Origin of the sequence: Paenibacillus sp. FSL H8-0079, from assembly GCF_037991315.1 — a bacterium.
Taxonomy (GTDB): Bacteria; Bacillota; Bacilli; order Paenibacillales; family Paenibacillaceae; genus Paenibacillus.
Window position 1 is genome coordinate 5,946,825 of sequence record NZ_CP150300.1, and the last position, 15,813, is coordinate 5,962,637.

A 15,813-nucleotide genomic window follows, 5' to 3' on the forward strand; every position below is an offset into this window, starting at 1 on the left:
TGCCACTCCCTTCTATTATCTACCTACTGTACCCGTAGAGTTAATTAATTTATCAAGCAATTCATCATATGTGGTCATGAATCGCGCGGATGCGCTATATGCATGCTGGAATTTGATCATATTCGCCATCTCTTCATCAAGGGATACGCCACTAACCGATTGGCGACGAGTTTCCACTTGCTGCACCAAAAACTCTGTGTTTGATGTTTGACGTGCAGCTTCCTGAGATTGAACCCCCAGTTGTCCAACAATTGCGCTAAACTGCGCTCCAACAGTTGCATTGCGCAGACCATCGATGGATTTCATCGGCTTGTCCTTCAGGTTAGCAATTAGAATCGCAAGCGTGTTATTCCCTTTGACAACCGATTCTGTTCCTGAAGTAGGATCCGTTGTTGTGCGTAAGGATGATGCAATTTTGTTTGGATCAGCTACAATTGCTGCATTCAGCGAAATGTTACCAGCGGTAATTCCGGTAATTGCTGGATTAGACGGATCAGAGCCTGCCACTGTAAAAAATGGAAGACCTGGAGTCAGTCCATCCAAACTATATCCAAGCTGATGCAGACCGTTAAAGCCTTTGACAATAACGTCTTTTAGATCTGTTTTGAGAATACGATCGTCCCCAGAATAAGGAACACCATCAATAACCGTATTTTCAGGCAAAACAGAACCAGCAGGGATTGTAATTTTAATATCACCATTTGCGAGTGTGTTGGCAAGTTCATCCATTTGCTTCCGGTAATCACTCACTAATGTGTCTCGGGACTTAATCATCCCGTGTACCTCACCATTAATGAGTGTTCCTGCAGTATAAGCTGTGTTCAGAAAATCGGGAGTTACTTCCGTCGTTACAGCTCCACCAGTAACAAGGGCTTCACCATTCATTTGGATCTGGTAGCCTTGTGGAGAATCAGTAACTGTAATATTCATAATCTTGGATAACTTATCTGTCATTAAATCACGTTGGTCACGCAAATCGTTAGCATTGTCTCCAAGAGACTCAACTTTTACAATAGCACTATTAAGGTTCGCAATATTACCAAGGTAGCCCTGAATTTCATTACCTTTCACAGCAATGTTACTGTCTAAATCCTGGCTGAGCGCATCCAGTTGGCGGCTAATCTGATTCATCGCATCGGTCAGAGCCAATGTTGTTTCTTTGACGATCCTACGAGCTGTAACATCCTCAGGATTCTTACTTAGATCTGACCATGATTTATAGAAGTTATCCATAACAGTCCGAAATCCGGTGTTCGATGGTTCATTCACAATAGCTTCAAGTTTCTCAAGTGTGTCTCGTTGAATGGACCAACTCCCGAAGTTGGTGTTTTCATTACGATATTGGTCGTCCAGAAATTTCTCACGCACACGTGTAATAGAGTCAAATTCTACCCCTGTACCAAGCTGTCCTGGTGTTGTGCTATGCAGAAATGCGAACGGCTCCATTGGAATGGACGCCTGCATGTTTACCTTTTGGCGTGAGTATCCTTCCGTGTTGGCATTGGCTACGTTATGGCCTGTTGTGCTAAGAGCTGTCGTCTGTGTGAACAAACTGCGTTTAGCCGTTTCGATTGAATGAAATGTAGATGTCACCTGGTTTCCCCCTAATTAATCAGGCACGCGTGTCAAACAGACCGATTCGCCCTGGATTACCGTTCTTATCAGCAGGATGCTGATAAGTGGCATCCTGTTCTGGCCGAGAAGCAAAGATGTCCATTGAAAGATCAATAAACATCAACGATTGCTCGATCAGCTTTTGGTTCAGTTGATTGATTTCTTTTAATTCATGCAGTGTTCCCGCCAGCTTCTTCTGGACTTCAAGCAATCGCAGTTTGTCAGCAGGATCAAAAATCAGCTTCGAGATTTCGGTGATATTCAGGTTCAGCATGGACTTGATGCCCCGCTCCTGTAGCAGTTCGTGAACTGCGCTCTGCCGCTCGATCTCCAATGGCTCCTGTTGTTTCATGAAACGAGATTCTTTGTTGAGGAGGGCAATGAGTTCATCCACATCGTTTTTGACAATGACCTGTCTCTTGACCTCGCTGAGTGCCAGCATATCGCGGTGACTTTGTTCCATTTGCTGCAAAACTGCAATCAATCTGTCCAGTGCTGCCATTACGTGATCACCTATTCCTTATCAAAAGACTTAAAATACGGCAGCAGCTTGTCAGCAAGCTTGCTACTATCTACCTGATACGTTCCGGAACTCACCTGTTCTTTCAGTTCCTGTATCCGTTGTACGCGTCCTGCATCCTGTGTACGACTTTGTTCCTCAAGCATCTTCATCGCCTCCGGAGAAATGGATACTTCGTCCTTACGGCGGCTCTTCTTGGCATCAGCCTGCTGATTGGATTCAACGTTCCTTTGATATGAATTGATGGCGCCAATTCTACTCGGTTCATTGATTTTCATTTAACTTGCACTTCCTTCCACATAAGGTTTTTACGACGATATACGTTTTTCTTACTTTATCTTTATGTTATCAAAATGATTAGGATAATAAAAAAAACCGATAATCTTTAATAAGTTTATCGGTACGTTTCAAAACATTTGTTATAGCAAAACATGTATTTGAGCCCTCGTTCCTATTAATCGCGCAGTTTGTCGAGAGCATTGTAGGTTCGTCCGCCTATATTACCGTTATCCTTCTGACCTACATCGCGAGCTGCTCCTGCCAAGTCTTTCGTTAAACGATTACGGCAAGAGTCACACATATGACCTTCGCGAATCAACGTTCCGCATACTTCACAAGGATACATCATATTCGGGGCGTTCTCGATGGAAATTCGTCCCTCACGAATGAACTTGGTAATATTTTTAATTGAGACTTCTGTTGCATCAGATAGTTCCTGTATGTTGGTACCCTTGTTTTCGCGCAAATAATCTACACAGATCTGATATTCCTGCTCTATTTCCTTGATACAGTTCGAGCATACATCTCGAAAATTCAACGCATATAATTTACCACAGCGAGGACAGTTACCTAGATTCATCGCTAAAACGCCCCTCTCAAACTTCCATTTCCGAATAGATAATAACTATACATTACCTTATTTTCTGTGATGAAGCCATAGTCTATTTACAAAACAAAAGAAGGGAACAGGATGCATATATACGCAAGCCCGTTCCCCCACTTTAATTCATTAATTCAATGTTCTAATGTTTAGTACAGTAGACCATACGCTTGTGTTCTGGTCATTGAATGCCCTGATACGATATTTATGCAGACTGGACGGTAACAGATCAGAATGAATAAACGTTGAATCATTAACAATTGCCACAATTTGTCCATCAGCTTCAATTTCGTATGACGAAGCTCCCACAACCGCGTCCCATATCAGAATAACGTTTGTTCTGTCCGAAGTTCCCTTCAGCACAGGTGTAGTTAATTGAGTCATTCCCGTTATGATCTCACTCCAAGCTCCCGCACCAGAAGCATTTTTGCCACGAATGCGGAAGGTATGCTCTGTATTTGGTGCAAGCCCGCTCTTCGTATAAGCAACTCCACTCACAGCAACCACCGTACCATCAATCTCCAGATCATACCCGGTAGCTCCAGTTACAGCACTCCATCTCAGCGCGATAGCCGCTGTGGTTGCAGAGTTAATACTCAAGCCTGCGACACTCGCAGGTAACGTAGTTTGGGACAATACTGCTGTCCATGCACTCATATTAGTGTCGGTCAGGGCACGAATACGATATTTATGAATGGTGCCACCAAGCACTCCATTGTGGACATACATGAGATCACTCACCGTAGCAACAACCATGCCGTCTGCCTCAATCTCGTATTTTGTTGCACCAGCAACTTCATTCCACGTCAGCGTAACTGCCGTTTCTTCAGGTACGGCTTTCAGCGTAGTTGGTACATTTAATTGGGTCGAGGCGGTTACGATCTCACTCCAGCTACCAATGCCAGCAGCATTTTTGGCACGAATGCGGAAGGTATGATCTGTATTGGCTAGAAGTGCTGTTTTGGTATAAGCAAGAGCCGTTACAGCGACTGGTTTACCATCGATTTCCAGATCGTATCCTGTTGCTCCCGTAACCGCATTCCACTTCATAGCAATAGCTACTGTTGTTGCAGAATTCAAACTCAATCCGGTCACACTTCCTGGTATAGTGCTTTGAGTCAAGACCGTAGACCGAGCGCTGCTGTTCTTATCCGTTAATGCACGAACACGATAGGTGTGCGATGTTCCTGCAAGCAAATTACTATGAACATATGAGGGATCGGTTACTGTAGAAACAATTGCTCCATCTGCCTCAATTTCATAATTGGTTGCATCTTTGATATCAAGCCAATTCAAAGTAATAGCTGTTTCCTCTGATGTTGCTTTCAGAGCAGGTGTGTTTAACTGGGTTGTAACATCTGTTACATCTCCCCAAGCCCCAGCCCCAGCAGTATTCTTGGAACGAATACGGAATGTATGATCCGTATTGGCGATAAGGCCCGTTTTGGTATAAACCAACCCACTAACAGGTACAACAGTACCATCAATTTCAAGGTCATATCCCGTCGCTCCTGAGACTGCGTTCCACTTCAGAGCAACAGCTGTGTTCGTTACGCTTGTTACCGTTAGCCCGGTCACAGAACCAGGCAACGTATTTTGTGTCAAGACCGCAGTCCAAGCTCCAACATTGGTTTCGGTCAGAGCGCGTACGCGGTATTTATGTGCTGTTCCAGCTATAAGATTATTGTGAGTATAAGTAGGCACCTTAACATTACCCACTAAGACTCCGTCCGCTTCAATCTCATATTTGGTTGCATCTTTAACTTCAGGCCATGTCAAGGTGACCGCTTGTTCCTCAGAAGAAGCCTTCAACACAGGTGTGTTCAGTAAAGTTGTTCCATTTACAATCTCACTCCATATACCTGCACCTGCTGTATTTTTAGAACGAATACGGAACGTGTGATCCGTATTTGTCACAAGCCCGCTCTTCGTATAAGCTACTCCCGTTACCGGTACAACTGTACCGTCGATCTCCACATCATAACCCGTTGCTCCCGTTACTGCCGTCCATTTTAAGGCAATGGCTACATTGGTAACAGAGCTAATACTTAAACCAGTAACTGAAGCAGGTATCGTACTTTGCGTCAGCACCGCAGTCCAAGCACCTGTATTAGAGTCCGTCAGTGCACGCACACGGTATTTATGCGCCGTTCCTGGGACCAAACTAGTGTGCACATATTTCGGTTCGCTAATTGTACCAGTAACGACTCCATCTGCTTCAATCTCATACTTGGTTGCATCTGTTACATCTGCCCATGTCAATGTAATCGCAGTCTCTTCCGAGGAAGCTTTTAGAACAGGGGTATTCAATAACGTTGTACCCCTTACCTCATCACTCCATGCTCCGGTCCCTGCCGCATTTTTGGAGCGAACGCGGAACGTATGATCCGTATTAGCTGCAAGTCCGGTCTTGTTGTATGTTAATCCAGTAGCAACTACTACCGTGCCATCAATTTCAAGCTCATAACCTGTTGCTCCGGTTACAGCATTCCATTTCAAAGCCATTGTTGTGTTCGTTACAGAGGTAATGCCCAATCCAGTAACTGAACCTGGTAGTGTATTTTGATTTAAGACAGCAGTCCAAGCCCCATTGTTTGTATCTGTCAGTGCTCGTACACGATACTTATGCGCTGTTCCTGGCTGAAGACTTGAATGCACATATTTCGGCTCATTAACTGTTGCCACAATTGAGCCATCTGCTTCAATCTCATACTTGATCGCATCTGATACATCTGCCCATGTTACTGTAATAGCAGTCTCTTCCGAGGAAGCTTTTAAAACAGGGGTATTCAACAAGGTCGTGCCATCAATGATATCACTCCATGCTCCGGCCCCTGCCGTATTTTTGGAGCGAACCCGGAACGTATGATCCGTATTGGCTGCAAGACCTGTCTTGTTGTATGTTAATCCACTTACAGGTACTACCGTGCCATCAATCTCCAAGTCGTAACCCGTTGCTCCAATTACGGCATTCCACTTAAGCGCGATAGCGACATTGGTTGCAGAGGTTACACTCAACCCTGTGACTGAACCCGGTAAAGTATTCTGAGTGAGAAGTGCAGTCCAAGGGCTAACGTTCATCTCCGTCAGGGCTCTTACACGATACTTATGCGTTGTTCCTGGAGTCAAACTCTCGTGCGTATAGACTGGCGTCGTAACCGTAGCTACAACAATACCATCTGCCTCCACTTCATATTTAGTTGCATCAGTAACATCTGCCCAAGTTACTATAATTGCACCTTCTTGGGAAGATACTTTCAGCACAGGCGTATTGAGTTGAGTCGTGCCACTTACCACGTCACTCCACACACCCACACCTGCCGTATTCTTGGAACGGATACGGAACGTATGGTCCGTATTCGCTGCAAGACCACTCTTCGTATATGTTAAACCAGTAACTGGAACTACCACTCCATCAATCTCCAAGTCATATCCAGAGCTACCGGTCACTGCACTCCATTTCAAGGAAATTGCGGTGTTCGTTGTGGATGTTAAACTGAGACCTGAGACTGCTGCAGGCAATGTACTCTGTGTCAGGACAGCTGTCCAAGCACTTGTGTTATATTCAGTAGCTACACGAATACGATATTTATGAGAAGTACCGGGTAATATATTTTCATGTGTGTAGCCTGATTCACTTACCTTCGCAACAATCACGCCATCCGCTTCAATCTCATATGCAGTAGCATCTGGTATGGATGTCCACGTTAATATGATCGCTGTTTCTTCAGAGGATGCCTTCAATACAGGCAGATTAAATTGCGTACGACCTGTTACTATCTCGCTCCAGGCTCCTGCACCTGCAATATTCTTTGAACGAATACGGAAAGTGTGGTCCGTGTTTCCAGCGAGTCCACTCTTCGCATAACTTGTGGTTGTCAAAGAAATAGGGGTGCCGTCGATTTCCAAATCGTAGCCTGTGGCACCGTTAACCGCATTCCATTTCACGGTAATGGCTGCATTGGTGACTGCACTCACATTCAATCCACTGACAGAGCCAGGCAAGGTATTTTGCGTCACCACTGATGTCCAAGCACTTGTATTCGTCTCATTGATTGCACGCACACGATATTTATGCGCTGTGCCTGGTGTCAGATCGGTGTGGTTAAAGATTGGATCTTCTAACCCCAAAGAAACAACTCCATCCGCTTCAACATCATATGAAGTTGCCCCTTCAATTGGAGTCCATACAAGCACAACCTCCTCTGCCGTGGCATTGGATTGAACTACGGGTGTGCTCAGTTGAGTAGTACCCGTTACTGGATCACTCCAACTTCCTGCCCCACCTGAATTTTTGGATCTGATTCTGAAGGTGTACTCTGTATTGGCTGCAAGTCCAGTCTTGTTATATGTTGTTCCTGTTACCGCAACAACTGACCCGTCGATCTCCAGATCATATCCTGTTGCTCCCTTAACAGCAGCCCAGGATACAGACAATTTATTCACTGTAGCATCAGTGATTTTCAAACCATCTGCACGGTTAGGTACCGTTAATTGACTTAGTGGTTTACTCCGCGAGCTCTCATTATCAGTTGAGAAGGCTTTTAGCACATAGGTATGTGTTGAATTGGACTCCAAATCTTCATGCTCATATGAGTTCACATTGCCCAATTCAATAGGCTCTCCACCGTCAATTTGCAATTGATATCGATCTGCAAATTCAACGGATTTCCAATTCAATGTATTCTTTCCCTCTTCGCCTTTTGCGGTTAAGATCGGTTTTTCAAGTAAAGTTCTCAGCGAGTATGGAACACTCCATTCACCTGCACCTCTTTGATTAACACCACGTACTCTGTAAGTATAGTTCGTATTATTTCTATAAGGGCTACTTGTATAGTCCAGACCATAGAACGGACCTTTAGTTACACCATTTTCTTCAATTTCATACTGAACCGCTTGTTGTGCAGCTAACCAGTTAAGGTTGATCGTCGCATCATTCGCAGTGGCTACTAGGCCAGTTGGAATAGCAGGAACCGTAGTAATTGGCTCCTTTGTTCCCGACTCCTTAATAAAGCTGAATGATTCTGCCTTGCGTGTGTAATATGGATTAAGGTTGGATACAAAATCTACCACAGCACCTGTATCCGCGCTAATCACCAAACTAAGTTGAGAGGCTTCATAACTTTGTACATATCTGGGGGTTTCCATTCCAAATTCATCTACTCGGGAATTGTTCCAAACACCTACATTCGTACCTGATTGTCTATATTCCATGGTACTGTAATATTCCCAAACCTCGGAAAAGTCAACGATAAATGCATTAGTCACTTGCCCAGTATAGGTAGAAGTATACTTACCAAAGGTAACATTGGTCATATCTGCAACATTTCCTCTAATGGACTGACTTCTTGAGAAGGAATATCCTTTTGCTGAAATACTGTATGATCTCGTCCAGCCCAGATCAATCGGTTTCTGATTCACCATCAGATTCCCATTCTGTTCGGATAATACAAAACGATAATCATTACTGGATGCGATAATTCTATTACTCGTTGCGGCATCTGCACGGTTCCCCCCGTACATGCCAAACTGTCCGAATACCAGCATAAATACTAGTAAACGGACAGTCCATAAGTAAAATCTGTTTTTTCTTTTTCCTGCGACCACTTCTGTTCTCCCCTTCAAAAGATATGATGTGCCACTCCCCGTGGTGAACGGCAAAACTATCTATTCTGCGCGAGAAAACCAATTCCTCTTTTTTACATGTAAAAATTTTCTTATAACGCTTTCATTCATCATTTCTTCAAACAACTATACTTCAAACGGTATAAATGGAATGGAGACAATCACAATTATAACAATGATTAATAAAGGAACATATTTTCCTGTCTACTATTAATCATAATGTATAGATTCCCCGCCTAGAGTGTCTGAAGATTACTGGACAGTCATTTATTATTTGGATTTAACTACTACGATCTTGCCAGTGTCAGTGTGTAAATCTCGACGATAATCTCCATAGAGAAGCAGGTATTTAGGATAACCCGCCCACAAGCGTCCAAGGTGCTACCTGTTGTATATATATCATCGATTAGCAGTATCTGTATGGGTTTGGCATGTGACATGCCCTTTCGTGTTGGCAAATGAACTTTCCTGTATAGCTCTTCAATTAATTGCATACCATCCGGGTTGATGGTAAAAGCATTCTTCATCGTTTCGATACGCTCACCGCGTGATTTGAAGCTTTGTTTGGTCGTGTTGATCTGGCGCTGCAACAGATCAACGATGGGTAGGCGGCAGGCGGTGGCGAGCCCATCAGCCAGCCGCTCCGCCTGATTGAAGCCGCGCTCGGCCAGGCGCTCGCTGCTCACCGGAACATAGGTGACCGCGTCAGGCTGCCATTGCGGCTTCATTTGTTGAGCAAGTGTGGCGGGATAAGCCACGGGGACGGGGGGTTCTTTTGCCAAAGCAGAATTCTGCTCCTCACTCATCGCTTGAAAAGCTCGAATCAACAGCGCGGTTAGGAGCGGCGCGTATCTTTCGTGGCCTCTGAACTTGTACATTCCTATCCATTCTTTCATAAGAGCGTTGTATTGTACTGCGCTGCGGTTGAGGATAAAAGAACGGTTTTGCATATGTGGACGAGCACAGTCCGGGCATCCGACTCCCCGACCACAACGCAGGCAGCGGATGGAGCGGATCCATGGAATCGGCTTCACACAACGTGGGCATATGCCCGGATAGATTGGAGAAAGGATCGCTCGAGTGCCGCATGTCAGACAAGTCGCTCCCGGTGGGGCGAGTAGGTGATGAAGACGCCCGGTCAGGTGCTGCGCATAATCGGTTAAGTTACTGAGCCAGTTGAACATGGATGAGCAAACCTCCAGTCTTGGGAATGTAATGTGAAGTGTGGAACCGAACTTGGCAGATAACAATTAGGTTCGGGATGGTGGATGCAGATAACCTTTGCGACGAGCGATGGTGTTCATTTTCCGGATCTGTGCAACGGCCTTAACCTGGGAACGTGTCCGACGGGACGATGCAAAAACCACCCTACCCGCCGGGTCATCCATGGAACGTCCTGCTCTGCCCGCCATCTGAACCAGTGAAGCTTCATCAAAGAGACCATTGTCTGCATCCAATATAAAGACATCGCTACGTGGAATGGTCACGCCACGCTCCAAAATCGTTGTCGTTACGAGCAAACGAATTGTGCGCTCACGAAAGGCTATAACTTTGCTAGCGCGATCAGGGTCCTGAGATGAAGTTCCTTCGATATGGATTCCGGGAAAGGTACGACGCATCAGGTTAACAAACGCCTCAATCTGGGCAATACGTGTCACAAAGACAAATACCTGTGCGTCACGCTTCAGTGAAATTTGAATGTTATTTTTAATTACAGCTGGCAATTGCTGTCTTTGAATACACTGGGCCACTGTAACCATCTTGATCAATCTTGGCACGGGCAAAGGATGACGGTGGAAACGTACTGGAACTTTGGCATGAGTGAGTTTTCCCTGCGCTGCTTCCCTCTGTAGCCGGGCTGGCGGTGTAGCAGACAGATAGACGAAATTCCCCTCTGGTTTGCAGGAAGATGCCGCGGCGTGAGCGAGCATTGGATCGTTGTGATATGGGAAAGCATCCAGTTCATCGATAATGACGAGATCGAATCCCTGGTGAAAACGCATCAGTTGATGTGTGGTCGCGAGCGTGAGCTGAGCGTCTTTCCAGCGTTCGTCACTGCCTCCGTAAAGGGTAGCGAGTGAGGTGTCCAGAAAAGCTTTAGCTAGACGCGGAGCTAGTTCCAGCACCACATCCCTGCGCGGCGTAGCGACCAGTGCTCGTCCACCACGATCCAATGTATGTTGGAGTAGAGGGAATATCATCTCGGTCTTGCCGGCCCCGGTCACAGCCCACAGCAAAAATCGCCCCGGCCCATCCCCTGCGGGCGGCCGGGCCAAAAACGCTAGCGCCGCGGTTGCTGCCGCGCTCTGCGCTGCGCTAAGCCCCCACCGGGCGAGCCCGCCGCCGGTGGGGGCCAAGGCCGTGCCACGACGCGGTGCTTCGCCGCGTCGTGGCACGGCCCCTTGCGCTGCACTGCGTAGCAGCAGCGCACAAGCACGGCTGCGCCCCAGCGCGAGGCAGGCCTCGCAGTAGGCGCACGCCGCCAGGCCGCAGGCAGCGCAGGGCACGCGCTGCCTTGCTTCGCTGCCACAACGGTGGCAGCGGGGCGCGCTCCGCGCGCGTCCAAGCCACGCGTGCCGACGCCGCGTGGCAGGCCCTTCGAGGGCGGCTGTGATACTCAGCCGCCCGTGCAAGCGCGCGAGCTGCGCAGCCGCGCGCCACTCCCTTGGCGGCTGGGCGGTGTCCGCCAGCAACGCCTCCGCCTCGGCCGCCAGTAATTGGCGGCCGCTGATCCGCTCAGCCAGCAGGGCCGCGTCCCGCTCCAGCTGAGCCCACTGCCCGGCGGGATACGGCTCGGGCATCCCGCCTACCTGAATACCACGCACAGCAGCACTCCCCGCTTTGCCCGCTATAACTTTTCTCGCCTCAACTTCCCCCGAGGCCAGTTCATATACATCCAGCTTCCGCGCAAGATAGCTCTTCCATTCGCGCTCACCCCACTGATCCATGCCTCGCTCCATATCAAAATGTTCAACCAACCAAGATGCCTGACTTAGTGGCAACGCCGTATCTAACAACAACCAGCGCAGCACGTGCCGACCACTTCCTCCCTCGAGCCACCAAGTCACATCCACTCGAATGTCAAGGGACAAGACCATGCTCCACCCTTCACCTACACGGCACACATATATAGCAACCTTCATATACGCTCCCCCATCCTAATTTCTCTGAACGCAAAAAAAGCACATGCCAACCCGGCTGTTGGCCGGAGCATGTGCTTCATGTCCATATTCAATCTTCTTATGATGAATCTACTTATTTACTATACCAATTGAATCTCTACTCTACAAATTCAGCCATTACAAAAAGTTTATTTCCCAACTCGAATTACAGGTTACTGATTAAGTGCTGAACAACTTCTAACCGGACTATTATAAATATCATCTAGATGAACCTTATTCTACGAAGTACATTTACTTCAATTATGTTGGTCTAAAATTTACAGGAACCGGTTATGTATTACTTAGTTTGGAGATGCCTGAGAAACATTCGATTATACCGATTAATCAACTCATCCAAAATCTCGGATTGCTTAATTACCATTGGATGTTGTAAACCATAAATCGCAACCAACGCATGCAAGCTTTCCCGTTCACGTTCCAAGTCGTTTTCTTGATTGTTCACAACATATTTCATAGCATCCTCACCTCTATGAAACAGTGTAACCTCTTATGTAAAAACCAAGATTCATGTCAGATATACAAAAAACCTATAAGAAAATGAAATGTGGTCATCCTCTCACAGGTAACTATTTATAATCTATGAAACAATATCTACCAACCACCTTGACCATGAGAATTAGTCGTTAAAATTTTTGGAACTTCAGGTGGTACATTCTCCGTAGCAGAAGACGTATTAAATGGCACCACCATTGTTGTGATGGTAATTATGGTAGCAATGATTATGAATTTTATCTTCATCTCTCTTTTCGGACCTCCTTCAGCAGTGTAGTGTACTTATGAAGCTCTTCGTTTGTTGCTAAATGCCGAATGGAATCAAATGTACAGAACCCTCTGACCATACAAGCATCATTATTAATTCTAGCTGAGATTGCCAAACTATCCAGTATAAATTGAATCCCAACTCGAATCCGGTCTGAGTTTAGATAATAATCCGCTACATCTGCCAAGAAATTCACGAACTGATCATCTATAATCTGATTGGTATAAGAACCTACCTTCTCATGTGTGATCATAAATGATGATATCGCGGTCTTAAAGCGTTCCAACACATGATCCATATTTATATTATAACTTAGTGCTGCCTTAATAAGCTTAAACAATCCACGTAGAATCTCATTTTCTTTTGTAGATAAATAATCCACATACTCATCTAAAATCTCAATTCTTCCTGTCATTATTTCAAAGAGGTACCTATTTGCTGTTGCCCACTCCCGAAACTGACTCTTTGTAAGCTCCGCTTCAAGATCATTCTCAATAACCCACTCGTGATTTTCATAGCATGAGACGTAGTATAACGCCTGCTGATACTCATTCTTTTCTCCATATATTGATGCTATGATCAAATCCGAGTATAAAATATAACCAAACAACGCTTTGGAAGGCTCTTGATAACTCTTCCCCCTTCTAATGCGTTGATGTTTGATTTCATATTGTACCCTCGCCAGTTTGCCCATTCGTGTTGCCAGTTGCTCCGCTTTGTCCCAACGACGCAATGAGAGATATAGATTCATCAGATCCTTCAGCGCATCCAGTTGCTCCAACTCATTAAGACGCACGACATAAGGATCAAATTGCACTGCATGTTCCAGATTATTTTGCTGATCATCATTAATCGAAAGTTTAAATATTCGATACTGGCAAATAGCCAGCCGTTCGGCATGCTGGTACCGTTCTCCCTCACACACTTTACGATAAATAATTAATGCAGCTTCCGCTCTCCCTTCGTTGTTGAATGATTCGGCACAATCAAACAAAGGTTTGATGTACGCAGGATTCTCCATCATTAGATCTACAGTACGTTCAATACAATCGTTTTTTCCAAGCTCAGCGCAGCGCATGATAAACGGACGCAGTCGTCGCCAGTTCATCGTAGAATCATTAGACAACTCACTCACATACTGTTCATAAAAATATCCTTCTTCCAATCCCATGTATTCTGTCAAAATATCCAGAATTTTAACCGATACAGGCTGTGAACCGTTAATCACCCTGCTTAGCGTTCCAGAATTAATGCCTGATCTCTCTGCAAAATGATAGAGAAGGATTTTGTTTTCCTCTATGTAATGTAAAAATTCTGTTCGGATCGTCTTATCCAATATACTCAAGAAGATACCCCCTTCCAGAAACACACATTTCCCACGTTCAACATCCATTTTAAGTAATTATATGGTTCAATATACCATAGGTCAATATAATGGAAGATTCTGCTTTCATTATATCATTTGATCTATCATCTCTGGTTCACACACACCAATTCTGCTAATAACCAGAATCTTTCTTTAAAAGAGCGAAACTTTTTCCAATCTGTATCGTCTATACTTTTAAATTAAGATTTCTGACTTCGAAAATCTTATTTCTGTGATCAAGAACTCACCGCACCCAGACAATAACCATAGATTGCATAAAAACCCATTTTTAATTTAAAAGCAGACTTGGCTACAATTACAAAAAAAGACTACAGCTTCTGCTGTAATCTTTTCACTGTAGATCTGCGAAATGATAATCTCATTTCCCGTTCACATGATGATTTATTGCTCTGACTCGCGCAAATCAATCAGTCGAAAAGTGTGATCGGTCTGTGCTACCTGTTCAATATCAGTAGGGACAGCAGGCAGATAGGATGTCTCCAATCCTTGCCTTCGCATAAGCTTTTCAATAATCGTAATCGTTTCCGCTTCTGTACGATCAGCGACAACTGTTAATCTGAAGCTCTTTCCACGGTATAACAATTCCCGGCAAAGTTCTCTTACAATGCCTTCGATCCGCCCTGCCTGATTGGAAGGGATGAGCAAAATCTGCTCGAAACCGTCAGGTTCCGGACGGGAAAGATGGCGCTGGTGCATGGCATGAACGGCCATTGCCGCCAGGAAGTATATGAGCAGAATCATAGTCAGATGAGCAACCATGGCAACTGCACCTCCTCGGAAGGTCATGCTCACCCATGGCGAACATCCCTGTATACAACAAGTATATGCTGTACTTCCTGAAGGGTTACACTTGCATTTCCCATCACTCATATTCCATTCTGATCGACACCGGACGAAGAAAGACAGGCCAGGTCATTCATTCACGCCTAAGCTTGAACATATGTTCCGCACAACTTTACACTTTGCTCATTTGCAGTGATAAAGTCCATTAACCCGCAGACCAATCCAACATTCTGGAAAGGGCGCGAGTGAACACCAATCTATATTTCATCAAGGTTGAACCAACCAATGGACTGACTTACGATATAAATACTGCTTTATAAAGAAATAGGCTATTAGAGCGTAACCCAACCATATTTGATCGAATTGATAACAGCTTGTGTACGGTCGTCCACTTCCATCTTTTGCAGAATACTGCTGACATGGTTTTTTACTGTTTTTTCACTGATGAACAGGAATTCACCAATCATCTTATTGCTCTTACCTTCTGCCATCAAACGCAGTACTTCAGCCTCACGACGTGTGAGCGGGTTATTGTCGCCAGCGACAAATTTAACACCTGCTTCCTTCGAAGCTCCTTCACTCATTGCCCCTGTTTCATTAAGATACGTCATACGACGCAGCTGCATGATCAGTTTGCCTGTTACTTTCGGATGAATGAACGCATGTCCTTCATGCACGGAACGAATCGCATTGATCAGAGACTCGGCCTCCATATCCTTCAGCAAGTACCCGTTAGCCCCTTTACGAAGCGTCTCAAATACATAACTTTCATCATCATGAATGGACAGGATAATCACTTTGACATCAGGGAAAAGCTCACGCAATTTCTCCGTTGCCTCAACCCCGTTTTCGATCGGCATGTTAATGTCCATCAACACGATATCAGGTTTATCCTGATTGCAGAATTCGAGCACTTGAATACCATCGCCGCATTCGCCGATGACCTCAATGTCGTCCTCCATATTTAAAATGCGTTTCAGTCCCTCACGGAACAGCTGATGATCATCAGCCAATAGAACTTTAATTGACGCTTTACCAGTATCACGGTTTTCCATCATCCTG

12 protein-coding genes are annotated in these 15,813 nt (G+C 45.3%); 1 reads left to right on the forward strand and 11 read right to left on the reverse strand.

What is annotated here, in order from left to right:
• Positions 1–15: 15 nt before the first annotated feature.
• The 6 genes from flgK to MHI06_RS26705 form a co-directional block, all read right to left on the reverse strand.
• Positions 16–1,593 (reverse strand): flagellar hook-associated protein FlgK, encoded by a 1,578-nt coding sequence (gene flgK, locus MHI06_RS26680; protein ID WP_340399613.1) that lies wholly within the window; start codon positions 1,591–1,593, stop codon positions 16–18.
• Positions 1,594–1,612: 19 nt separating this feature from the next.
• On the reverse strand, positions 1,613–2,116 hold the full coding sequence (locus tag MHI06_RS26685) for a flagellar protein FlgN (protein WP_145149342.1): 504 nt from the start codon (positions 2,114–2,116) through the stop codon (positions 1,613–1,615).
• Between the two features lie 11 nt (positions 2,117–2,127).
• Entirely contained in the window at positions 2,128–2,412 is a 285-nt protein-coding gene (gene flgM / locus MHI06_RS26690) for a flagellar biosynthesis anti-sigma factor FlgM (RefSeq protein ID WP_062836994.1), read from the reverse strand.
• A 176-nt stretch (positions 2,413–2,588) separates the two neighbouring features.
• Positions 2,589–2,993 carry a TIGR03826 family flagellar region protein gene (locus MHI06_RS26695; protein WP_340399614.1) on the reverse strand — a complete coding sequence of 135 codons (405 nt, stop codon included), beginning with the start codon at positions 2,991–2,993 and terminating at the stop codon, positions 2,589–2,591.
• 150 nt (positions 2,994–3,143) lie between these two features.
• The gene (locus tag MHI06_RS26700) at positions 3,144–8,621 is read right to left on the reverse strand and encodes a fibronectin type III domain-containing protein (RefSeq protein WP_340399615.1); all 5,478 of its coding nucleotides are present in this window, start codon (positions 8,619–8,621) and stop codon (positions 3,144–3,146) included.
• A 305-nt stretch (positions 8,622–8,926) separates the two neighbouring features.
• Positions 8,927–9,517 (reverse strand): ComF family protein, encoded by a 591-nt coding sequence (locus tag MHI06_RS26705; protein WP_340399616.1) that lies wholly within the window; start codon positions 9,515–9,517, stop codon positions 8,927–8,929.
• Positions 9,518–9,657: 140 nt separating this feature from the next.
• On the opposite strand from MHI06_RS26705, the gene MHI06_RS26710 reads away from it, so the two are divergent.
• Complete coding sequence (locus tag MHI06_RS26710) at positions 9,658–9,810, forward strand: hypothetical protein (RefSeq protein WP_340399617.1); 153 nt, start codon at positions 9,658–9,660, stop codon at positions 9,808–9,810.
• A gap of 79 nt (positions 9,811–9,889) precedes the next feature.
• Here MHI06_RS26710 and MHI06_RS26715 read toward each other — a convergent pair whose 3' ends face one another.
• The 5 genes from MHI06_RS26715 to MHI06_RS26735 all read right to left on the reverse strand — a co-directional run bounded on the left by MHI06_RS26715 (position 9,890) and on the right by MHI06_RS26735 (position 15,806).
• Positions 9,890–11,146, reverse strand: a complete 1,257-nt coding sequence (locus MHI06_RS26715; protein ID WP_340399618.1) for a helicase-related protein — start codon at positions 11,144–11,146, stop codon at positions 9,890–9,892.
• Between the two features lie 952 nt (positions 11,147–12,098).
• Complete coding sequence (locus MHI06_RS26720; protein ID WP_340399619.1) at positions 12,099–12,275, reverse strand: aspartyl-phosphate phosphatase Spo0E family protein; 177 nt, start codon at positions 12,273–12,275, stop codon at positions 12,099–12,101.
• Positions 12,276–12,555: 280 nt separating this feature from the next.
• Positions 12,556–13,926 (reverse strand): helix-turn-helix transcriptional regulator, encoded by a 1,371-nt coding sequence (locus MHI06_RS26725; protein WP_340399620.1) that lies wholly within the window; start codon positions 13,924–13,926, stop codon positions 12,556–12,558.
• A gap of 423 nt (positions 13,927–14,349) precedes the next feature.
• Positions 14,350–14,727 carry a hypothetical protein gene (locus tag MHI06_RS26730; RefSeq protein ID WP_169479749.1) on the reverse strand — a complete coding sequence of 126 codons (378 nt, stop codon included), beginning with the start codon at positions 14,725–14,727 and terminating at the stop codon, positions 14,350–14,352.
• A gap of 356 nt (positions 14,728–15,083) precedes the next feature.
• Complete coding sequence (locus tag MHI06_RS26735) at positions 15,084–15,806, reverse strand: response regulator transcription factor (RefSeq protein WP_026081439.1); 723 nt, start codon at positions 15,804–15,806, stop codon at positions 15,084–15,086.
• Between the last annotated feature and the right edge of the window lie 7 nt (positions 15,807–15,813).